This is a genomic window from Loktanella sp. R86503, from assembly GCF_042466455.1.
In the GTDB taxonomy this organism is placed as follows: Bacteria; Pseudomonadota; Alphaproteobacteria; order Rhodobacterales; family Rhodobacteraceae; genus Loktanella.
Genome location: NZ_JAXHCI010000002.1, coordinates 1,242,955 through 1,259,523, shown reverse-complemented (window position 1 = coordinate 1,259,523; position 16,569 = coordinate 1,242,955). Strand labels below are relative to the sequence as shown.

11 protein-coding genes and 3 pseudogenes are annotated in these 16,569 nt (G+C 55.5%); 8 read left to right on the top strand and 6 right to left on the bottom strand.

The features are described from left to right. Positions 1–58: 58 nt before the first annotated feature. From SJY10_RS07105 to SJY10_RS07080, 6 genes and pseudogenes are all read left to right on the top strand, one after another. A pseudogene (locus SJY10_RS07105) lies at positions 59–229 on the top strand (LysR family transcriptional regulator); the annotation flags it as partial. A 36-nt stretch (positions 230–265) separates the two neighbouring features. Next, positions 266–961, top strand: a complete 696-nt coding sequence (locus SJY10_RS07100) for a LysR substrate-binding domain-containing protein (protein ID WP_386684571.1) — start codon at positions 266–268, stop codon at positions 959–961. A 68-nt stretch (positions 962–1,029) separates the two neighbouring features. Beyond that, the gene (gene pepT, locus SJY10_RS07095) at positions 1,030–2,286 is read left to right on the top strand and encodes a peptidase T (RefSeq protein ID WP_386680954.1); all 1,257 of its coding nucleotides are present in this window, start codon (positions 1,030–1,032) and stop codon (positions 2,284–2,286) included. 657 nt (positions 2,287–2,943) lie between these two features. Beyond that, positions 2,944–3,381 carry a CatB-related O-acetyltransferase gene (locus tag SJY10_RS07090; protein WP_386680952.1) on the top strand — a complete coding sequence of 146 codons (438 nt, stop codon included), beginning with the start codon at positions 2,944–2,946 and terminating at the stop codon, positions 3,379–3,381. 329 nt (positions 3,382–3,710) lie between these two features. Next, positions 3,711–4,025 (top strand): annotated as a pseudogene (locus tag SJY10_RS07085) (Arm DNA-binding domain-containing protein); the annotation flags it as partial. A gap of 51 nt (positions 4,026–4,076) precedes the next feature. Further along, on the top strand, positions 4,077–5,024 hold the full coding sequence (locus tag SJY10_RS07080) for a tyrosine-type recombinase/integrase (protein ID WP_386684569.1): 948 nt from the start codon (positions 4,077–4,079) through the stop codon (positions 5,022–5,024). A gap of 66 nt (positions 5,025–5,090) precedes the next feature. On the opposite strand, the pseudogene SJY10_RS07075 reads toward SJY10_RS07080, so the two are convergent. Continuing rightward, positions 5,091–5,645 (bottom strand): annotated as a pseudogene (locus SJY10_RS07075) (type I restriction enzyme endonuclease domain-containing protein); the annotation flags it as partial. 351 nt (positions 5,646–5,996) lie between these two features. Between SJY10_RS07075 and SJY10_RS07070 the strand changes: the two are divergent. Continuing rightward, on the top strand, positions 5,997–7,490 hold the full coding sequence (locus SJY10_RS07070) for a DNA cytosine methyltransferase (protein ID WP_386680950.1): 1,494 nt from the start codon (positions 5,997–5,999) through the stop codon (positions 7,488–7,490). Between the two features lies 1 nt (position 7,491). Here the strand turns inward: SJY10_RS07070 and SJY10_RS07065 are convergent, their stop codons facing one another. From SJY10_RS07065 to SJY10_RS07045, 5 genes are all read right to left on the bottom strand, one after another. Then, positions 7,492–9,576: an AIPR family protein gene (locus SJY10_RS07065; RefSeq protein ID WP_386680948.1), complete on the bottom strand. Its 2,085-nt coding sequence runs from the start codon at positions 9,574–9,576 to the stop codon at positions 7,492–7,494. Next, on the bottom strand, positions 9,569–10,528 hold the full coding sequence (locus SJY10_RS07060; protein ID WP_386684567.1) for a PD-(D/E)XK motif protein: 960 nt from the start codon (positions 10,526–10,528) through the stop codon (positions 9,569–9,571). Before SJY10_RS07060 ends, SJY10_RS07065 begins: the two co-directional genes overlap by 8 nt. Next, positions 10,518–13,265 carry a Z1 domain-containing protein gene (locus SJY10_RS07055; RefSeq protein WP_386680947.1) on the bottom strand — a complete coding sequence of 916 codons (2,748 nt, stop codon included), beginning with the start codon at positions 13,263–13,265 and terminating at the stop codon, positions 10,518–10,520. Before SJY10_RS07055 ends, SJY10_RS07060 begins: the two co-directional genes overlap by 11 nt. Continuing rightward, positions 13,262–14,689: an ATP-binding protein gene (locus SJY10_RS07050; protein ID WP_386684564.1), complete on the bottom strand. Its 1,428-nt coding sequence runs from the start codon at positions 14,687–14,689 to the stop codon at positions 13,262–13,264. The genes SJY10_RS07055 and SJY10_RS07050 overlap by 4 nt, the downstream gene beginning before the upstream one ends. Before the next feature lie 735 nt (positions 14,690–15,424). After that, positions 15,425–15,820: an XRE family transcriptional regulator gene (locus SJY10_RS07045; protein ID WP_386680945.1), complete on the bottom strand. Its 396-nt coding sequence runs from the start codon at positions 15,818–15,820 to the stop codon at positions 15,425–15,427. Positions 15,821–16,050: 230 nt separating this feature from the next. Between SJY10_RS07045 and SJY10_RS07040 the strand changes: the two genes are divergently transcribed. After that, entirely contained in the window at positions 16,051–16,539 is a 489-nt protein-coding gene (locus tag SJY10_RS07040; protein WP_386680943.1) for a hypothetical protein, read from the top strand. Positions 16,540–16,569 lie beyond the last annotated feature (30 nt).

Here is a 16,569-nt window from a genome sequence, read left to right as displayed (position 1 = left end):
CGCCATGCAAATTCGTAATTTTTGATATATATTGCAAAAATTGCAAGTTAGGTAAAAAATGCGGCTGGAATGGCTTGAAGACATATTGGCGATTTCCGACACGGGTTCCTTTAGCGGGGCGGCAGAGCGACGTTTGCTTACACAATCAGCATTTTCACGCAGAATTAAGCAGATTGAAGATAGCCTCGGGGTGGAGCTTTTTGACCGGGCGCATAAGCCGATTCGACTGAAGCCTACCACGCTGGCGCAGCGGGACCAGATTGTCATGCTTTCAACCGCGTTGCGGCAGCTGGTGGTGGATCTGCAGCGCGGCGAAAGGCTGACCAGCAACCGCGTCGTCATTTCCTGCCAGCATTCGCTGACAGCCAAGCGGGTGCCGACGTTGCTGCAGGGGATGCCGCTGGCACGGGACGGCATTTATGTGCGGCTGCGGTCGGCAAACCGCGATGAATGTGTAGCTATGCTTTTGTCGCGGCAGGCCGATGTCGCAATCGTATATCGCGTGCCATCGGATACAGAAGCCGTCGGCGCGGACTTTCTGGAACAGATCACTATCGGCACTGACCGGATGATTCCCGTCTACAACGCGCCTCTGCCCGCTTTGTCGCAAAACAATCCGCGCGGCGGCAAGTTGCCGATCGTGACCTATCCGACCGGCGTCTTTCTGGGGCAGGTCATGGCCCGAGAGGTCCTGCCGCAGCTGAACCCGGCCCTGCATCCGGTGCCAAAGGTCGAAACCGCCCTGACGCTGGCCGCGGCCGAAATGGCCGCGATTGGGATCGGTGTGGCCTGGGTGCCCGAATCCCTGGCCCACGACCGGCTGGCGTCGGGCGCTTTGGTGGATTTGTCGGCGGATTTGCCCGCCTATGATCTGCAGGTCATCGCCATGCGCGTGCAAGGCACCCCCAACACCGCCGAAGGCATCCTGTGGTCGCAGCTTCAGCAAACGGCGCAGTCCTAGCGCCGCCTTGACTTGCCCGGCCGCCCCGCTTCAGATGCGCCGATATTCCCCGCCGACAGGACAGCCCCATGCGCACCGCATTCGACACCGAACTGGAAGAACGACTAGTCCGCTACGCAGCGATCGACAGCCAAAGCGATGCACACAGCACGGCGACCCCCAGTACCAGCATCCAGCTGGATATGTCGCACCTGTTGATGGACGAGCTGACAGCGATGGGCGCGCAAGACGTCACCCTGAGCCAAGACAGCGTTGTGCTGGCTACGATCCCCGCGACCGCAGGAATCGATGCCCCGGTCATGGGCTGGCTGGCCCATGTCGACACCGCACCGCAGTTTAATGCCGCCGGTGTCAAACCTGTGGTGCACCGCGGCTATAACGGCGGCGACATCAACTTTGCCGATGCACCGGACCTGCGCCTGTCGCCCGACGAATACCCCTTTCTGGCCCAAAAAGTTGGCGAAGATATTATCACCGCCAGCGGCACCACGCTGCTAGGCGCTGACGACAAAGCGGGCGTTGCTGTCGTCATGACCGCCGCACGGCACCTTTTGGAAAACCCCGACATTGCGCATGGCACGATCCGCCTAGCCTTTGTCCCCGACGAAGAAATCGGGCGCGGCGTGACGCCAAACCTGCCAGCAGACCTTGCTGCAGATTTCGCCTATACCTTTGACGGGTCGATGCCGGGGGAGGTGGAATACGAAAGCTTTTCTGCCGACGCGGCCGTGGTCAGGATTACAGGTGTGTCGATCCACCCCGGCTGGGCCAAGGACGAACTGGTCAATGCCTTGCATCTGGGCGCCAAGGTCTTGATGACCCTGCCCCATGTCACGATGACCCCAGAAACAACCGAAGGCCGCGACGGGTTCATTCATGCCGTATCAATGACCGGCAGCGCAGCAGAGGTCGAATTGCACTTTATCCTGCGCGATTTCGAAATGGCCGGCCTAGAAGCAAAGGGCGCGTTGCTGCAGCAGGTTTGCGCCACCGTCGCCGCAACAGAACCCCGCGCCCGCATTACCTGCGAAATCACCCACCAATACCGCAACATGCGCTATTGGCTGGAAAAGGACATGACACCCGTTGATCTGGCCACCGCTGCTGTGCGTAAGGCCGGGATGGAGCCTGTGTCCGGTGCCATCCGCGGCGGCACCGACGGCTCTCGCCTGACCGAATTCGGCACCCCCTGCCCCAACATCTTTTGCGGCATGCAGAACGTGCACGGACCGCTTGAATGGGTTTCCGTCCAGGACATGGCACGGGCAACCCATGTCGCGCTGAACCTTGCAATCGGCGTTGCGGCCCTGAAAAAGCCGCGGTGACGATGAAACCAAAACATCCGGACAATCAATAACATTAGTTAGCCTTCAGTGCGGCAAGACCCGAATGGCCCGATACGTTCAAATTCAACCAACAAGAGAAACAGAAATTCAATCACTCTTATCTGCCTCGACCAAGAGCAACACATTGCCCCTCAAGGTTGATCAGATATCTCAAAATGGCGCAGCCAGGACTTTGTTATAAGAGAAAAACACCTGATTCAAAGAGCTAACGCCACTAAGTATGGCGGTCAGATTCAAAATTGTGGCACATCTAACTTCCAAGGCGGAAAACCTAGCCAAGCCACATTGTTCAAATAGAAGTGCTTACCCCCGCCGCGGCCGGCACGCCCTGTTTGCGGGTTGATCGCCAACCTGAACTGGCGCCGATTTACACTTGGCCGCGCCGCCGATAAAAGCATTAGCAACTTTCAGCTGTCTGTACCTTACAAGAGCGACCAACGTCATGGAACGAAATGTGAATTACATATCCGGCAGCGCCAATGTTGCAGATAGCGCCAAGCTAGAAGCGCCGGTAAGGCTTTACGGCACCGCTAAACTGGGAAAAAATACTAAAATTGGAAAATTCTCCTATATAATACAAATTCCACAGTAAACTCCGGCACAACTATCGGCAGGTTTTGTTCGGTAGGAAAGAATGTGGAAATAGGCCCATTTGACCATCCTCTTGAAAGGCTATCGACCAGTCCTGTCAGCTATAATATAAAAATCCACTTTCCTGACTATACCGACATGATTACGTCTAAAAAATTGGTGCGCAGAAAAGCCCCTGTTATTGGCAATGACGTTTGGTTTGGAAGTCATTCTATCGTCATGCGCGGCGTACGTATTGGGAACGGTGCCGTTATTGGTGCCGGCGCTTTGGTGACGAAAGATGTTGCCCCATACCCTGTTGTTGTCGGCACGCCAGCTCGGCATGTTCGCTATCGGTTTCCCGAAGACATCTGTAAGGATCTAAATGATCTTGCTTGGTGGGATTTGCCTGCAGACAAACTGGCCAAAGTTCCCTTCGATGACGTTTACGAAAGCATCTGGATGTTGAAAGATATTCGTTCGGACATGAAAAAGGACGGATAGCTGCCAGGCATTACGCACAAACTTGTTGGCAACAGTAAAACCGCTGTTTCGCGCAGAACTCCAAACATGCCCTAACTCATAAAGGGTGCATCGCTGCGCGGCCGTGCCGGATATAGTCGCCGCAGCCATCAGGGCCCAATGGTACCCGCGCAACAGGAACCAAGGCCAGCCAGCCCCGGGCTTTGCCCGGTCGCATCATTTTCGATGTTGGTCTGGGTTGATCTGGCGGAGGCTCAGGCAGCCATTCAGCTGTTGCAGCCAAGTGCAAACATCTAAATTTGGCCTATATAATCACTGCATTTCATTACGATAGCAGTCAGCGGTGTTGCATGCAGTTGCAAGCTACTGCTACTAGTTGCTCAATCAAAGGTGGGATGGACGGTGGGATGGTGCGGCGTGCAGATGAGCTGGGAGCCCTACAGATTAAACGTCTCTCGTCCAAAGGAATGCACGCAGTAGGTGGTGTTCCTGGCCTCTATTTACACGTCACAGGGTCGGGATCGCGTTCTTGGATATTGCGATTAACGGTAGCCGGCAAGCGGCACGAACTTGGACTGGGGCCCTACCCCGAAGTGTCACTCGCAAACGCACGAGAGGAAAGCCTCCGCCTTCGGCAGAAGGTTCGGGCGGGCGAGAACCCGGTAAGTGAGCGTGCCGTCGCGCGAGCAGCTAAGAGTGTCGTTCGCCATGAGGTTATGACCTTTAGCGCCGCGACGAGCCGATTTCTCACCTCAACGCGTGCTCAGGAGTTCAAGAACGAGAAGCACGCAGGGCAATGGTGGTCTACTCTGAAGACTTACGCGTTCCCCGTCATTGGAGAGACACCGGTTGATCAAGTCGATCGCAACCACATCCTTCAGATTCTTGAGCCGATTTGGCAAACTAAGACCGAAACCGCAACGCGACTGCGGGGACGCATTGAGAATATTCTCGCGTGGGCTACCGTTTCCGGCTATCGCGCAGGCGACAACCCGGCAACGTGGAAAGGCAATCTCCAACAGCTTCTACCGACGCCGTCTAAGATTTCGAAGACGACGCACCATGGCGCTTTGGCACTCAAGGATGCGGCAGAATGGTATAGGGCACTTAGCTTACGGGACAGCATCGCGCCAGTCGCCCTGCAACTGCTCGCTCTGACTGCTGCCAGATCAGGAGAAATCCGCGGTGCGACATGGCAGGAGATTGATCTCTCTGCCGGCATCTGGACGATTCCCGCCGATCGTATGAAAATGGATCGTGAACACCGCGTGCCATTCGGTTCAGCGGCTATGAAGCTTCTTAAGTCACTGCCGCGCCATTCTGGAACTGACCTGATTTTCCCTGGTCAGTCCCAGAAAGAAATGTCCGATATGACGCTCTCGGCAGTAATGAAGAGGATGCAAGAGAGCGAGAAAAAGGCAGGTCGAACGGGCTGGGTAGATGCTAGGTCCGGTCGGGCAGCGGTGCCGCATGGGCTTAGATCTACGTTCCGCGACTGGGTTGCGGAAAGGACTGAATTTCCATCGGACATGGCCGAGATCGCTCTCGCACACAATGTGGGCAACGCTGTTGTACAGGCTTATCGACGTGGCGATATGCTCGAAAAGCGCAGGGCAATGATGCAGGCGTGGGAGGATTTCCTGCTATTTAACCTCCAACGCTAAGGCCTCTGCCTGACGGAGGACGGTCATAATTGCGTCCTTGGCAAGGCCTGGCGGACATCCATGGCGCTAGAAGAACTTCTTGACGGCCACACGCATCTTGGCGCGCACGTTTTCACTGCACCACCAATCCGTTCCAGAATTGCTGCGGACCGTCTGAACGAATTCCGTTGCGATGACCCGTAGGCTCTCGTTGCTTATAATGTCGGCAGCGCTGCCGTTCTGCGCTCGGGCATCATAGAGCGCACGTTCCTCTGGCATAAAACCTTCTACAAGCTCAGCGCGCAGGTCTTTTATGATATTAATTAGCTCCTGAAAGATCTGGATCGCATCGATACGGCGGTTGTAATACCTCGCGATCGCCTGCTCGGGCCGAAGCGAGATTTCCCCCTTGCAGACCAAGTTGGTCCGCGTCCTCGATATGATCTCGCCGTTCAGCAGTTTTTTTAAAGCCTCCACAGCGAGGTTCTTGTGCTTCATACCCTCGAGCTCAAGCATGAAGGCGTCGGAAAGCACGCTGAGGTCCCTACGGTCGAACCCGCATACTTGGAGAATGTTAACGATCTCTGTCGATCCCACGGCCCGATTGATGAGTTGTTGGATCGCGAAGTCCGGCGTGTTGTGCTCGCGTCGTCCGGACGCTGATTTCGACTTCTAGGCCACCGTGCGCGGCCGAAAAGAACAAGACATCTTCACCATGTGCCGTCGCTTGCGGGCTACCGGATGCAAGTTTGTAGCCCTTTCATCAAGGCAGCAACTACATCATTGAATCGCTTCGTCCGTGCCTCTCATTCTTCTGCTCTTTGGCCAAGATGAACTTAAGGGAATCGGTCCAAACTGCCAGCCGTTCCGGTCCCAACGCGCCGATAGCGTGGGTGTAGGAAAATTCGAGCAGTGGTAATGCATCAGCTTCCGCTTTTCGACCTTACATGAATTTTCATTCTTGGTAGAACACCATGATCCCGGAGGTGAGCCTTGGCCCGAAAATTCGCAATCATCGATCTTTTCGCAGGTCCCGGTGGCCTCGGAGAGGGATTCTCTCGCGCGGGACGTGACACCAACACGCCGATGAACATACAGCTTTCCGTCGAGATGGATCATCATGCGGTCCACACGTTGAGGCTCCGCTCCTTTCTGCGGAGTTTCGATACTTTCCCGATTGAGTATTATGAGTGCCTCAACGCCGGAACTCCCCTGCCACTGTGGCAGGATCTCTATCCCGCGAACTGGAAAATGGCCCAGTCCGAAGTCCGTCAACTCATTTTGGGTGGAGAAGGTGTATTCGACGAAATTGCGCCCGAAATCGATAGGTTACGCGAAGATAACCACGGGGACACGATCCTGATTGGCGGACCTCCATGTCAGGCCTATTCACTGGCGGGCCGGTCGCGAAACAAAAGCAAGGAAGGTTACATCGCGGAAGAGGATAGCCGACACTATCTTTATCGCGAATACGTGCGCATCCTCGATCGCCTGAAACCGGCAGCTTTCGTGATGGAGAATGTGAAAGGCATGCTGTCATCCAAAGTCGATGGGGGTGATATTTTCAGCCGGGTGCTGGACGATCTGGCGAACGCTGGGGGCATAGGCTATCGTCTCTTACCTCTTGCCACCGTCCCTCCTCTCGACGGAGGTCGGGCAGATGGCCGAGACTTTCTCATCCGCGCGGAGGATCACGGCGTCCCACAGGCACGGCACCGGGTGATTGTGCTTGGAATTCGCAATGACATTCCGACTCCATTAATCGATGCGCCCCTGCTGGGAGAGAAAGCCGAAGCCGTATGTGTCTCAGATGTAATCGACGACCTTTGTAGGTTGCGAAGCGGGCTGAGTAGGCAGGACGACGCGACAGCTTGGCATTTTGAGATTCAGGCACAAGGGGAAGCCATCTCGAATTGCCCCGACGTCGACCCCGCTGTGCGTGATGTCGCCGCTCGGGTGGCGCGAGCAACATCGCTGCCGCGTGAGCGCTCCTATCGCTGGAAGCGAAACTCAAATTGTCTTCCTAATCATCTGATTGACTGGGTGCTTGACGGCAGCCTCTTAGTCGCCCCCCAACACGAGACCCGTGGCCACATACCCGAAGATCTCGGCCGATATCTTTACTCGGCTGCCTATGCGCAGATCTACGATCGCAGCCCCAAACTCTCGGAGTTTCCGCAGTTCCTGCAACCCAAGCACCGCAATCGGGAGTCCGGCGACTTTGCGGACCGGTTCCGGACACAGGTCGCTACGCGGCCATCATCAACCGTGACAAGTCACATCTCGAAGGATGGACATTACTTCATCCATCCGGATCCCATGCAGTGCCGCTCTCTTACCGTCCGAGAAGCCGCCAGACTGCAGACATTCCCTGACAACTACTTCTTCTGCGGTCCGCGCACGAAGCAGTATCATCAAGTCGGCAACGCGGTGCCACCATACCTTGCCTTCCAGATCGCAAAGGCGGTCCGCGGGTTGATCGGCTGATCTACTCGGCTGCGGTCTTCGCTCTGTATCCTCGAGCTTCGAGTTTAGCCAATATCTCAAGAGCAAATTCGGTCTGTCGCTCCGTCGGCAACCGGGACGGAATTCTCGCGCAGATTTCGAGCGTGTTGTATTCGGCAGGCGACAACAGCCGCTGGCTCCGACCCCACGTTTTCGCATCAGCCCAAAATGCCGCGCCGAGCTCAAAGACGCGTGTCTGGGCCTCGACACTCGTCGTAAGTTTTTCGTCCTCGGTATCGTCGTCCTCTCCGGATTTAGCATCGTCTTCGTCGACGAGAGCGCTAAGAAAAGCATCGTCGTAGAAGAGTCTCCTGCCCGAGAATGACTTCCAGCAGGCTTGGGTCTTTGCCCATTCCGACATGTTGCGGACGCCCTCCGGGGGATTTGTGATGATGTCCTGCGCTTCAGCGGCCGCCACGAGCAGGGCTTCCTCGACGTTAGTCGGAACAGCCTGAGCAAACCAGATCCGCGAGATATCCAAGACTTTCTTCATCTCCTCTGCATCATGCACCACCTTGGCGATGGCATATGTCACGATGTTTGCCCGATAACCGCCTTCATACCACTCCTGAGCGGAGACGAGTTTCTCCAACCGACGAAAGATGATCGCCTTAGCGACAAGATTGCGATACCAAACATTATTGATCCGCGTTCCGCTGCGTCCCCAGACCTTCTCGATCGTTTTCGCGAATTCCGAAAAATTTTTCTGCGCGCCTTTCGAGACAATGTCGGGACGACCCGACCATGAGTTTTCGAATTTTGCGAGATCGGTCTTCGTAAAAAACTGGATCTTCGGAAACTCTGCATCCCATTTCTTCTTTTCCGCATCTGACTTGCGGCTTCGCTCGTCCGCATACTGCCCCCGCGCCCGCTCGTAGAACCACTTGGTCTCCCGGTATCCAACGTCACCTGCCGGCGCGAGAATCTTGCGTGACAGTTCCTCGATCCTGACATGGAAAGGATGGTTCGCGAAGAAGTCGGCCGCCGCGACCTTGTTTTGGCTATTCGCAAATTCTGAGATTCTGGGCACCACCGTATCGGCGGCAATGGTCGGAATAACGTTCAGTTTCATCTGGACGTAGATATCCTTCATGCCGTCACCCGCCTTCTTGCGGGCGGCGTGTAGAGACGCTGTAGTTTGCCCCCCGTTCACGATCTGGAGGTTCTCTGCACTCATCAGCAGCAGTCCCTTCTCGGTCTGCTTAAGCTCGACCCCCTCTGCCGTGGCGGCAAGGCCGTTGTTGTAGGCGAGGAACATCTGGGGTTCCTCCATAATCGTCCTGCGAATGCCTTGGTTCACGTTGCCGCGGGCCTGAAGAAAGGAACGCACGTTCGACTCTAGAAGTCGTGCGCCCCAGCGGTCATAGATCTCGGCGAGTTGCGCACCAGGCATGACGGCGATGTAGCTTTCGAAGGACGTATCGGAACCGGAAGCCTTGAGAACCGGAATTCCGCCGCCGAAATCCTCCGCGAAGCGCACCGTCATATCAGCCCGCGCTCTGCCCTGTTCCACAAAGCCTTGCAGGCGTTTGAGGTCCCATACATTGTATGTGACCGGCTTGCCGGCCATGTCGCCAGCCAGCTTCGCATCCACCCGGGAGCGGTTGTCTGAGTTTGTGACGAAGATCAGCTTGATCTTCTCGATACTGTCCCAACGCGACTGGATGAGATCGGCAAGTTGCGCCCCAGCGCTCGTCTCCTCGATCTGTTCGTTGAACTCGGACGTGCGTGCGTGCCGCAGATACTCGAGCAGCTTCTTGAATTGGCCCTGCAGCGATGAGGCCAAGGTCGTCCGTAGGTCAGGCAAAACTTGGAAATCGCAAAGGATTAGGGACAGAACGCCATCCGCGTCACGTGGATCACCACCATATCCGGTCACCTCAAGATTGACACCGCGATTTCCGGACCCGCTAAAATGGGAATAGTCCGCTTGGTCGATTTCGCCGGCCTCGGTCAGAATCTCACCGACCTTCTCAAAAAATGCCTCCTGCGTATAGAGCCCCAGTGCATCAGCGTCGCCTTGGACCTCCGAGATCAGGCTGTGGTGAAATTCTTGCAGATCAGACATGGTGCTCACTCTTGAAAAACAGCGATTTGAGTTGGCTGGATGTCTGGAAGGCGACGCAGTCGTCCAATCGGACACCATATTCAACAGCCTCGACGCCGGTCGGCAATGGCGGCACGAGCCGCGGAAAATCATCGCGGACCTCAAACATCCGGATTGTTCCCAAATGCCACTTTCGTTCGATCTCGACGTCTTCCGGATCGAATCCGGTTCCAAAGAGCCGTTGTTCCCAGATGTCGAACGCAATGAAATCGTCTTTGAACAAAGTGCCGGTCAGCCTAACATGCTGTTGCAGATCCATACCTTCGCCACCAAGCGCCGTGTCGACATCCTGCACGCGTAAATACAGCTTGGCACCTGGAATATCCATCAGCTGTGCCTCCGAAGAAATGCGAACCTTGGGTTGTGCTGCACTGCGCCGCGCTTTGCACTCGATGTAGAGGCCTGGCAGCTCGAAGTCCTTGGCACTGTCCTGCGGGCCGCGCCACGCCTCTACCGCGGACATTAGGCCAACTTCGCCGACAAGTTCCCGCAGCAGAGCAAGTTCACCTACGAGACCACGCTGTTCCTCGAGGCTCAGCCCACGGCCGCCGCCGCGAAGAAGATGATGCCATCTGAAGGTGCGACGGACGGCACGCTGCAGTGCGGTTTGCAGGTCGTCAGCTGCTTCGGCGGCACCAACGACGTCTCGGCACAAGGTCTCGAACAAATCCAGATGACTTCGCTCGGCCAGCGTGAGGCAGTAGCTATTGCGGCCCTCGACGGTTCGGTAGATCGCTCCGACGTGGCGCAGCTTTGGAAGGGGTTGGACAAGTTTCACCCCTTCGTCGAGACGAAGGATGAGTGCGGGCGCGCGATCAGGCATGCGTGTCCAGAAAAAGTCGTGCCGCCCGTGTCTGTCAACGCGGTGGGCCACTCCGGGCTCGATGCGGTCCCAAGGACCTTCATTCGTCATCTTCAAGGGCTCCTTCGTCAAAATCCTCGTCGTCATTGCCGTAGATTTCGCGAAACTTTACCGTGTTGATCACATATTCTACGCGCTGATCGGGGCGGGCCGACTGCGGAAAGCTGATCGACCAGCCGATGATCGGGCGGTCCGGGATGCGGTCGAGATGGCCAAGTTTGGCATCCTCGCCCTCGGGAGGCCGAACTTCGACCACATGCAGCACGAAGAGTGGCTTGTCCCGGACACTGCGATAGATTCGATCGGGATAGGACACCCGCTCATCGTCGCCGATTTTCTCGACGCTCCGATACAGCGCCTCCGCGTCGGCAGCCCTCACAGGATCGACTCCGATCTTCTCGACGCCGCGCGATGCGATGCGCGCCCTCTTGCCGCTGATCGAAAGCAGGTAGTCGGACAAATCCGCATAGCCGATGCGGCGAATTTGCGGACCGACCCGCCAGTCCCCGAGATCGAACTCTGGGACCGCGCTTTTGACGCTGGTAACGAGCACGTCCCAGTGTCTGAGTTCGTCGTGACTACGATCGCGGATGTAACTGCGGATTGGCCCCGTCTGGCTTAGAAAAGCCTGATCGTGATTTCTCCACGCGAGGAGGAATTCGTCTATCGCATCGACATCTACGTGGCGCACCAGATAGCCACCATGTTCCTTTACAGCGTTCCGCTGACGATGGCCGGCTTTTTCGATCGTTTCAAGAAAGCAGATAGCGGCGTCCTCGTTTTTATTGATGTCACCCGGTCGCGAACTAATTCTAGCCGTCTCGATCCAAGCATTAGACAGGCCAATCATGACGTGCTTCTGGCCCGAGCCCATCTTGTTCCGTGCCGTCACCATCAAGGAGGCTGGATGGCTTCGCACCGCCAGCCCGAAATCCGCCGGAGTGGCTCGCGCCTTCTGCATTCTTTTCAGCTCTTGGTGTAGCTCGTCCGTCGCCTCGGCGATGTGGGCATACCAGTCGATGGCGTCTGAAGGCATCCAGATGCGGCAGAGATCTTCGTAGCCACCGCGATAGCCGAACCAGCGGCCCATCTGCATTAGTGTGTCATACATCATGGTGTTCCGGAGAAACCAAGTTACCGTAAGGCCCTCTAACGTCAGCCCGCGCGATAGCGAGAATCCCCCAACAGCGATCAGGGTCTGACCGATGCTGCCGTCGTCGGAATAGTCGAGCCCGTTCGCACGACTATTGACCTCAACCACCTTGGCGGCAGCGACCGCATCCAACATGGCTGACTGGATTGCCTGCCAGTCGAACTCGATATCCCGATATTCCTCTGCCCAGACCTGACGCAGCCCCGCGATTTCGGGATCGCTTAATCCGTCAGACCCGCGTGCGCCGTTGACGCGAAGCGCGTCAAGTATCGTATCCAGCTTTTCATGAAGACGATTGCGGATCTTTCCTTGGACGTTGGTGAACCGACTGGCATTGACGAGCATGGAGCAGTGCGAGCGCGTCTGTTTGCGAAGATTGCGGATCGTGCGTGCGATAAGAAACGTGCGCAACGCCTTAAGAAGACTGCCGGGAAGCTCGTCGAAGCCTTGATCGATTCTGTGCTTGATCGGGATGATGTCTTCATTATCCGAGATGTAGCGCAACCACTTCGGATCGCCGTCTTCCGGAAGACCGTCGATGAAGATCTTCTTTGCACCAAAGTAATTCGTCGGTGCGTCGAGACCGACAATGAAGTGCTTTGGGAAGAGGTCCTCCTTCTTCGCCTCGTCGTAGGAATCGGGGTCTACAAAAATGTTCGCAAAGGGCGTTGCCGTGTATCCGACATAGCAACTGCGGTGAAACAGCCCGAGAAGGTCGCGGATCTGCCCGTTGATCCTCGTGATCTCCTCCTTTGCATAGCCGGTGTTGATCGAAGCGTTATCCGCCTCGTCATCAATCAGCAACATTGGCTGGCTGATCATCTGAGCGTCGCCTTTCGCGCTGTGTTCGCGCAGCCAGTCAAGCAAATTTCTAAGTGTCGAATAGTTTTTTTTGATGACGAGAATGACAGGAACCTTGTAGGAATCGATCTCGCTGGTGTTGCCCGTGGCAGTCGTTTTGCGGAAGTCCGTTAGCGTGTTCGTGAGGCTGACCGGCGTTCGACGATCATCAAAGAGTCCGACGCCGATCGCCCGGTTGCCTTCCTTTTTCCCCTTCATAGCCAATCGACCCGTATCGCGACCGATGAAGCCTTCGTCGATCCTCTCCTGCGTCTGGTTGCGGAGGTTGTTGTGAATGCCTGCGATCACGACGATCAACCGGTAGCCGGCATCAGCGGCCTTACAAATCAGACCTGTATAGTTACTGGTTTTTCCACTCTGCACATGTCCGACAACCATGCCTCTGCGATCCCACTCCTCCGGCAAGCCAGGGTTACCAAGTCGACCGAGAATCTCGTCGGTCACCGTATCGGTCGTCGTCACGACATCTAGCGGAAGGCCACTCTTGAGCATGAGCTTTCGGTATCGGTTCCAGTAGAAAGGATCGATGGATGCCTTAGCCTCAGGAAGCCAAGGCCTGAAATCCTCATCATCGACCATGGCACCAAGGCCCATGCTGACGCCGAACCTCTCCTCGATGTCGCGTGCCAGCTGTTCGCGGGCATCCTGCTCCACGCCAAGGCCGAGCGCGTCATTGAGGGTCAGAATAAGTGCTCTCAAGCCAGCCCCCGTTTTGCGTTCGCTCGCGAGCGACTGGGACACGATGCTGTCGAGGTGCGCAACTTGGGCATTCATGTAAATTCTCCATCTTCAATATCTTGTGCCAGTGTCAGGACAGCGTCCCTATGTCTTCGCAAAGGCTCATTCGAGCAAAGGCTCGCCACAATGTCGCTCGTCGTCATGCCCGCGCCTCGAAGTGTCCGGATCGCCGTTTCCACCCCCTCTGACAGCGACGCGAAATCCACTTCCTCGGCAAAGACGTCCTCGGCCGACCCCAGCATGTCAGCATGCAGGGACTCCACCGGAAGGCCGGACCCAATCAGCTGTATGCAAGTGCGAAAGCCACTCCGGAACTCGATCGGAAGGCTTTCTTCGAACCCGCTGATTGACGGGTGTTCAACATTGGGCCGATAAATGATCCTGCCGTCCTGCTGGATTCTGCTCCAGAACGGCAGCTTCTTTTCATCAACAAGCTTTTGGCCGCGCCGTTTGTAGGTGCGTTTGGATGTGCCTTGCAGGCGCTCAACAATTCGCCGAAGACGGTCCCGGACGACAGGTGGCATCTGGGCGTTCGCCTTGCGCACGTCGATCTTCCAGTCAGCATCCATGGTGTTGGGGATATCGACCATCACCCGCGCCAGCTTCGTTAGTTCAGTTTGGCGAGCGAGGCCGAGCCAACTACCGGCTATTATAAGACGCCTCTCCCGGTAGATGTAGAATCCCTGGGTCCGAAGGTGCCCTTCTGGTCCACCCAGCTCATCCCATGCGGCCCGATTCATCATTTTGTGATACGGCAGCGTAAAACATTGGGTCTCGACGGTCCCCCTGCTCAAGGGCAAGACTTCAACTGGATCTACTTGGGTGGCTTTCTGATTCCGAGCGAACGGATCAATTGGTGCCAGCTTCCTACCATTCAGGAGCAGAGAGAGAACAGGTCGCGAGCCCTCCATGTATCGATGAAAGCAAAGACGTAGGTGGCGCTCAGCCAACGAAAGGGATTTGTTTATCTCTGCGGCTCGCTTTGCCACATCATGCCGGTAGCCAGTTGAAAGTCGATCTAATTTTCGCCAGACAACTATTGTCCCCGTTTTTGGAAGACGATCCGCCGCGGGCATGCTGGATGTATCATCTTCGAGTTCGACCGCCCACACGTTACTTTTAGCAACCTCGTCAAGATCCCAAGTCGCAGCAGAGATCACGCCGGCTTTTCGGGAAATGACTGTTAATTGGCGGCACTGTGAGAAGCTGGCGCTCTTTAGGCCCAGACCGAACCGCCCCAGATCGTGGTTCTCCCTCTCATCCAAAGGGTTCTTCGAGCCGGGACGCATGGCCTCGATCAGCTCGGCCTCATCCATTCCTTTGCCGTCGTCGATAATTGCGATCCACGGTTCCTCGGCGAAGGTATCGGCCAATACTTCAACGGTTGACGCTCCTGCGGTAACCGAATTGTCGATTATGTCGGCCATCGCAGTCTCAAGTGTGTAGCCAAAGTCCCTCATACCTTCGATGAGAGCAGCAGCGTGTGGCGTTGCATCTGCCGTTCGCTTAGCTGGCAAAGGTCTGTCGCTGTTGTCTTTCAAAACTGTAACTTCCAAACGCATCCGGCCTCAAAAACCTCGGGATGATCAACAATTAACTTTTTGTTAACTAACGCAACCATAGATTGACGTTCAGGTGAAGAACATTTGTTCATTCAGTGGCAAATTCACTGTGGTATCTTCGACGTCCATGCCTAATTCTACTTCAGCGTCCCGGCCTCATTCGCTGACGGTTTGCGTGATCGCGGCACTTTCTTTTGGTGTTGCTCGGTAAAATGGGGCGAATCCTTCAATCACTCACCAACTGTCCTCGAATACATCGGTATAAAAGGTAGCTTAGCTCCAAAGTTGTATAGGCAGGATTGTTCACTCCGTCGCCGCGGCACCCGAAGGCATCCCAATCAGCACCCGCGTATTTCCTAGGACTTAGCTCGGTGTGTCGAGCCATTCCTCCTAGCGCGATGCTACATTACGCTCGTGATAGACACTTGAAAATTAACCAGCACGAAGCGCATCATGCGCAAGAAGTTTAGCTGTTCCCTGTGTTGAACATTTTCTGCAGGTCCTGCGTCAAGTGCATCGTCAGAGGCGGCAGATAACCTCCGACGATGGACCGCATAGTTTCCATCCACCGCCATTCATGATCCGTCAGCTGCGTCCGGTTCGGCAACACGAACCAATCATCCTCACGCCCGCTCATTTGGAGAAGATAGCGCGTAGGGCTGTGCGGGACCGGGCGGTGAGGGTCGGGTCAGTGCAACCGGAAGCATCGCGCAGTTCCTCAAGCCACACGACCTCGTTGCGGGTCACCACCGTGCCGAAGATCTGATCGAGGGCATCGCGCTCGGTCTCAAGGCCCCTCTGCTGGAGCGCCAAGAGAAACAAGCGACGCGGGTCGCATTCCAACGCTGTAGCCAATGAGAGCACGCGGTCGAGCGGCAATTTCGCCGCGCCGTTTTTCAGCATCGACAGAAAGTTCGGGTTTGGAAATCCTGCTTCCCGAGCGATATCGATCTGGCTTTTAGGCTTAAGTTGGAGCACGCGCTTCGCGATAAAGTCGGCGAGTTCGGTGTCTGCGTAGGGTCTTGCCATGTCTGCTTTCCATAAGAACACGCAGCGGAGTGCTGCACATTCTTTATAGCGAAGCGTGCGTAGGGTCTGCTTGGCACCTGCATCGGGAGCACACGCTTCGCACCGCTACCGTGGAGCAGAGATCTGCAGGAGTATTTTCACCTTGAATTTCTTTAGAAAACACACATATTTAAAGAAGACAAGAATGCCACTCGCCTGTATGGCGAGACTGGAAGTTCTGGAGGTTAGCAATGGAAGACAAAGAAATCGCGCTAAAGCTGGTTTTAGATCGGCTCGGAGAAGATGCTGCCATTTCAACTGTGAATGATCGAATGAGAATTCAGAAGGCGGTTTATATCTGTCAAGAACTCGGAGTTCCTCTTGGCTACGATTATAGCTGGTATGTTAAAGGTCCTTATTCTCCCAGCTTGACGAGGGATTACTACAGCCTCAATGCCGCGTTGTCTGCTGACAATACCGATGTGCGAGACCTTAGTTTGAACGACGAGTTATCAGAACCGTTAGTTCGCGCGCGCGAGTGCTTAGAATTTAGCCCCGATGTTGAAGTTATAACAACTAAGCCACATTGGTTCGAAGCACTTTGCTCACTGCACTATCTTATTCGGCATAGTAATAAAACACATACTCAAGCTCAGGAGTATTTGAGCGTTGTCAAACCGCATTTGAATGAAGTTTCTCCACTTGCTCTGACAAGGCTGCAGGCCTTCGGGCTTGCTTGAGATTTTGAACAAAAGAAGATTATTCATTTA

What these genes read in the sequence shown, in the direction of transcription:
- SJY10_RS07045 (WP_386680945.1), bottom strand. Translation starts at nt 15,820, where the DNA reads ATGGCAAGACCCTACGCAGACACCGAACTCGCCGACTTTATCGCGAAG.
- SJY10_RS07050 (WP_386684564.1), bottom strand. Translation starts at nt 14,689, where the DNA reads ATGAGGGACTTTGGCTACACACTTGAGACTGCGATGGCCGACATAATC.
- pepT (WP_386680954.1), top strand. Translation starts at nt 1,030, where the DNA reads ATGCGCACCGCATTCGACACCGAACTGGAAGAACGACTAGTCCGCTAC.
- SJY10_RS07040 (WP_386680943.1), top strand. Translation starts at nt 16,051, where the DNA reads ATGGAAGACAAAGAAATCGCGCTAAAGCTGGTTTTAGATCGGCTCGGA.
- SJY10_RS07100 (WP_386684571.1), top strand. Translation starts at nt 266, where the DNA reads ATGCTTTCAACCGCGTTGCGGCAGCTGGTGGTGGATCTGCAGCGCGGC.
- SJY10_RS07060 (WP_386684567.1), bottom strand. Translation starts at nt 10,528, where the DNA reads ATGACGAATGAAGGTCCTTGGGACCGCATCGAGCCCGGAGTGGCCCAC.
- SJY10_RS07080 (WP_386684569.1), top strand. Translation starts at nt 4,077, where the DNA reads ATGACCTTTAGCGCCGCGACGAGCCGATTTCTCACCTCAACGCGTGCT.
- SJY10_RS07065 (WP_386680948.1), bottom strand. Translation starts at nt 9,576, where the DNA reads ATGTCTGATCTGCAAGAATTTCACCACAGCCTGATCTCGGAGGTCCAA.
- SJY10_RS07055 (WP_386680947.1), bottom strand. Translation starts at nt 13,265, where the DNA reads ATGAATGCCCAAGTTGCGCACCTCGACAGCATCGTGTCCCAGTCGCTC.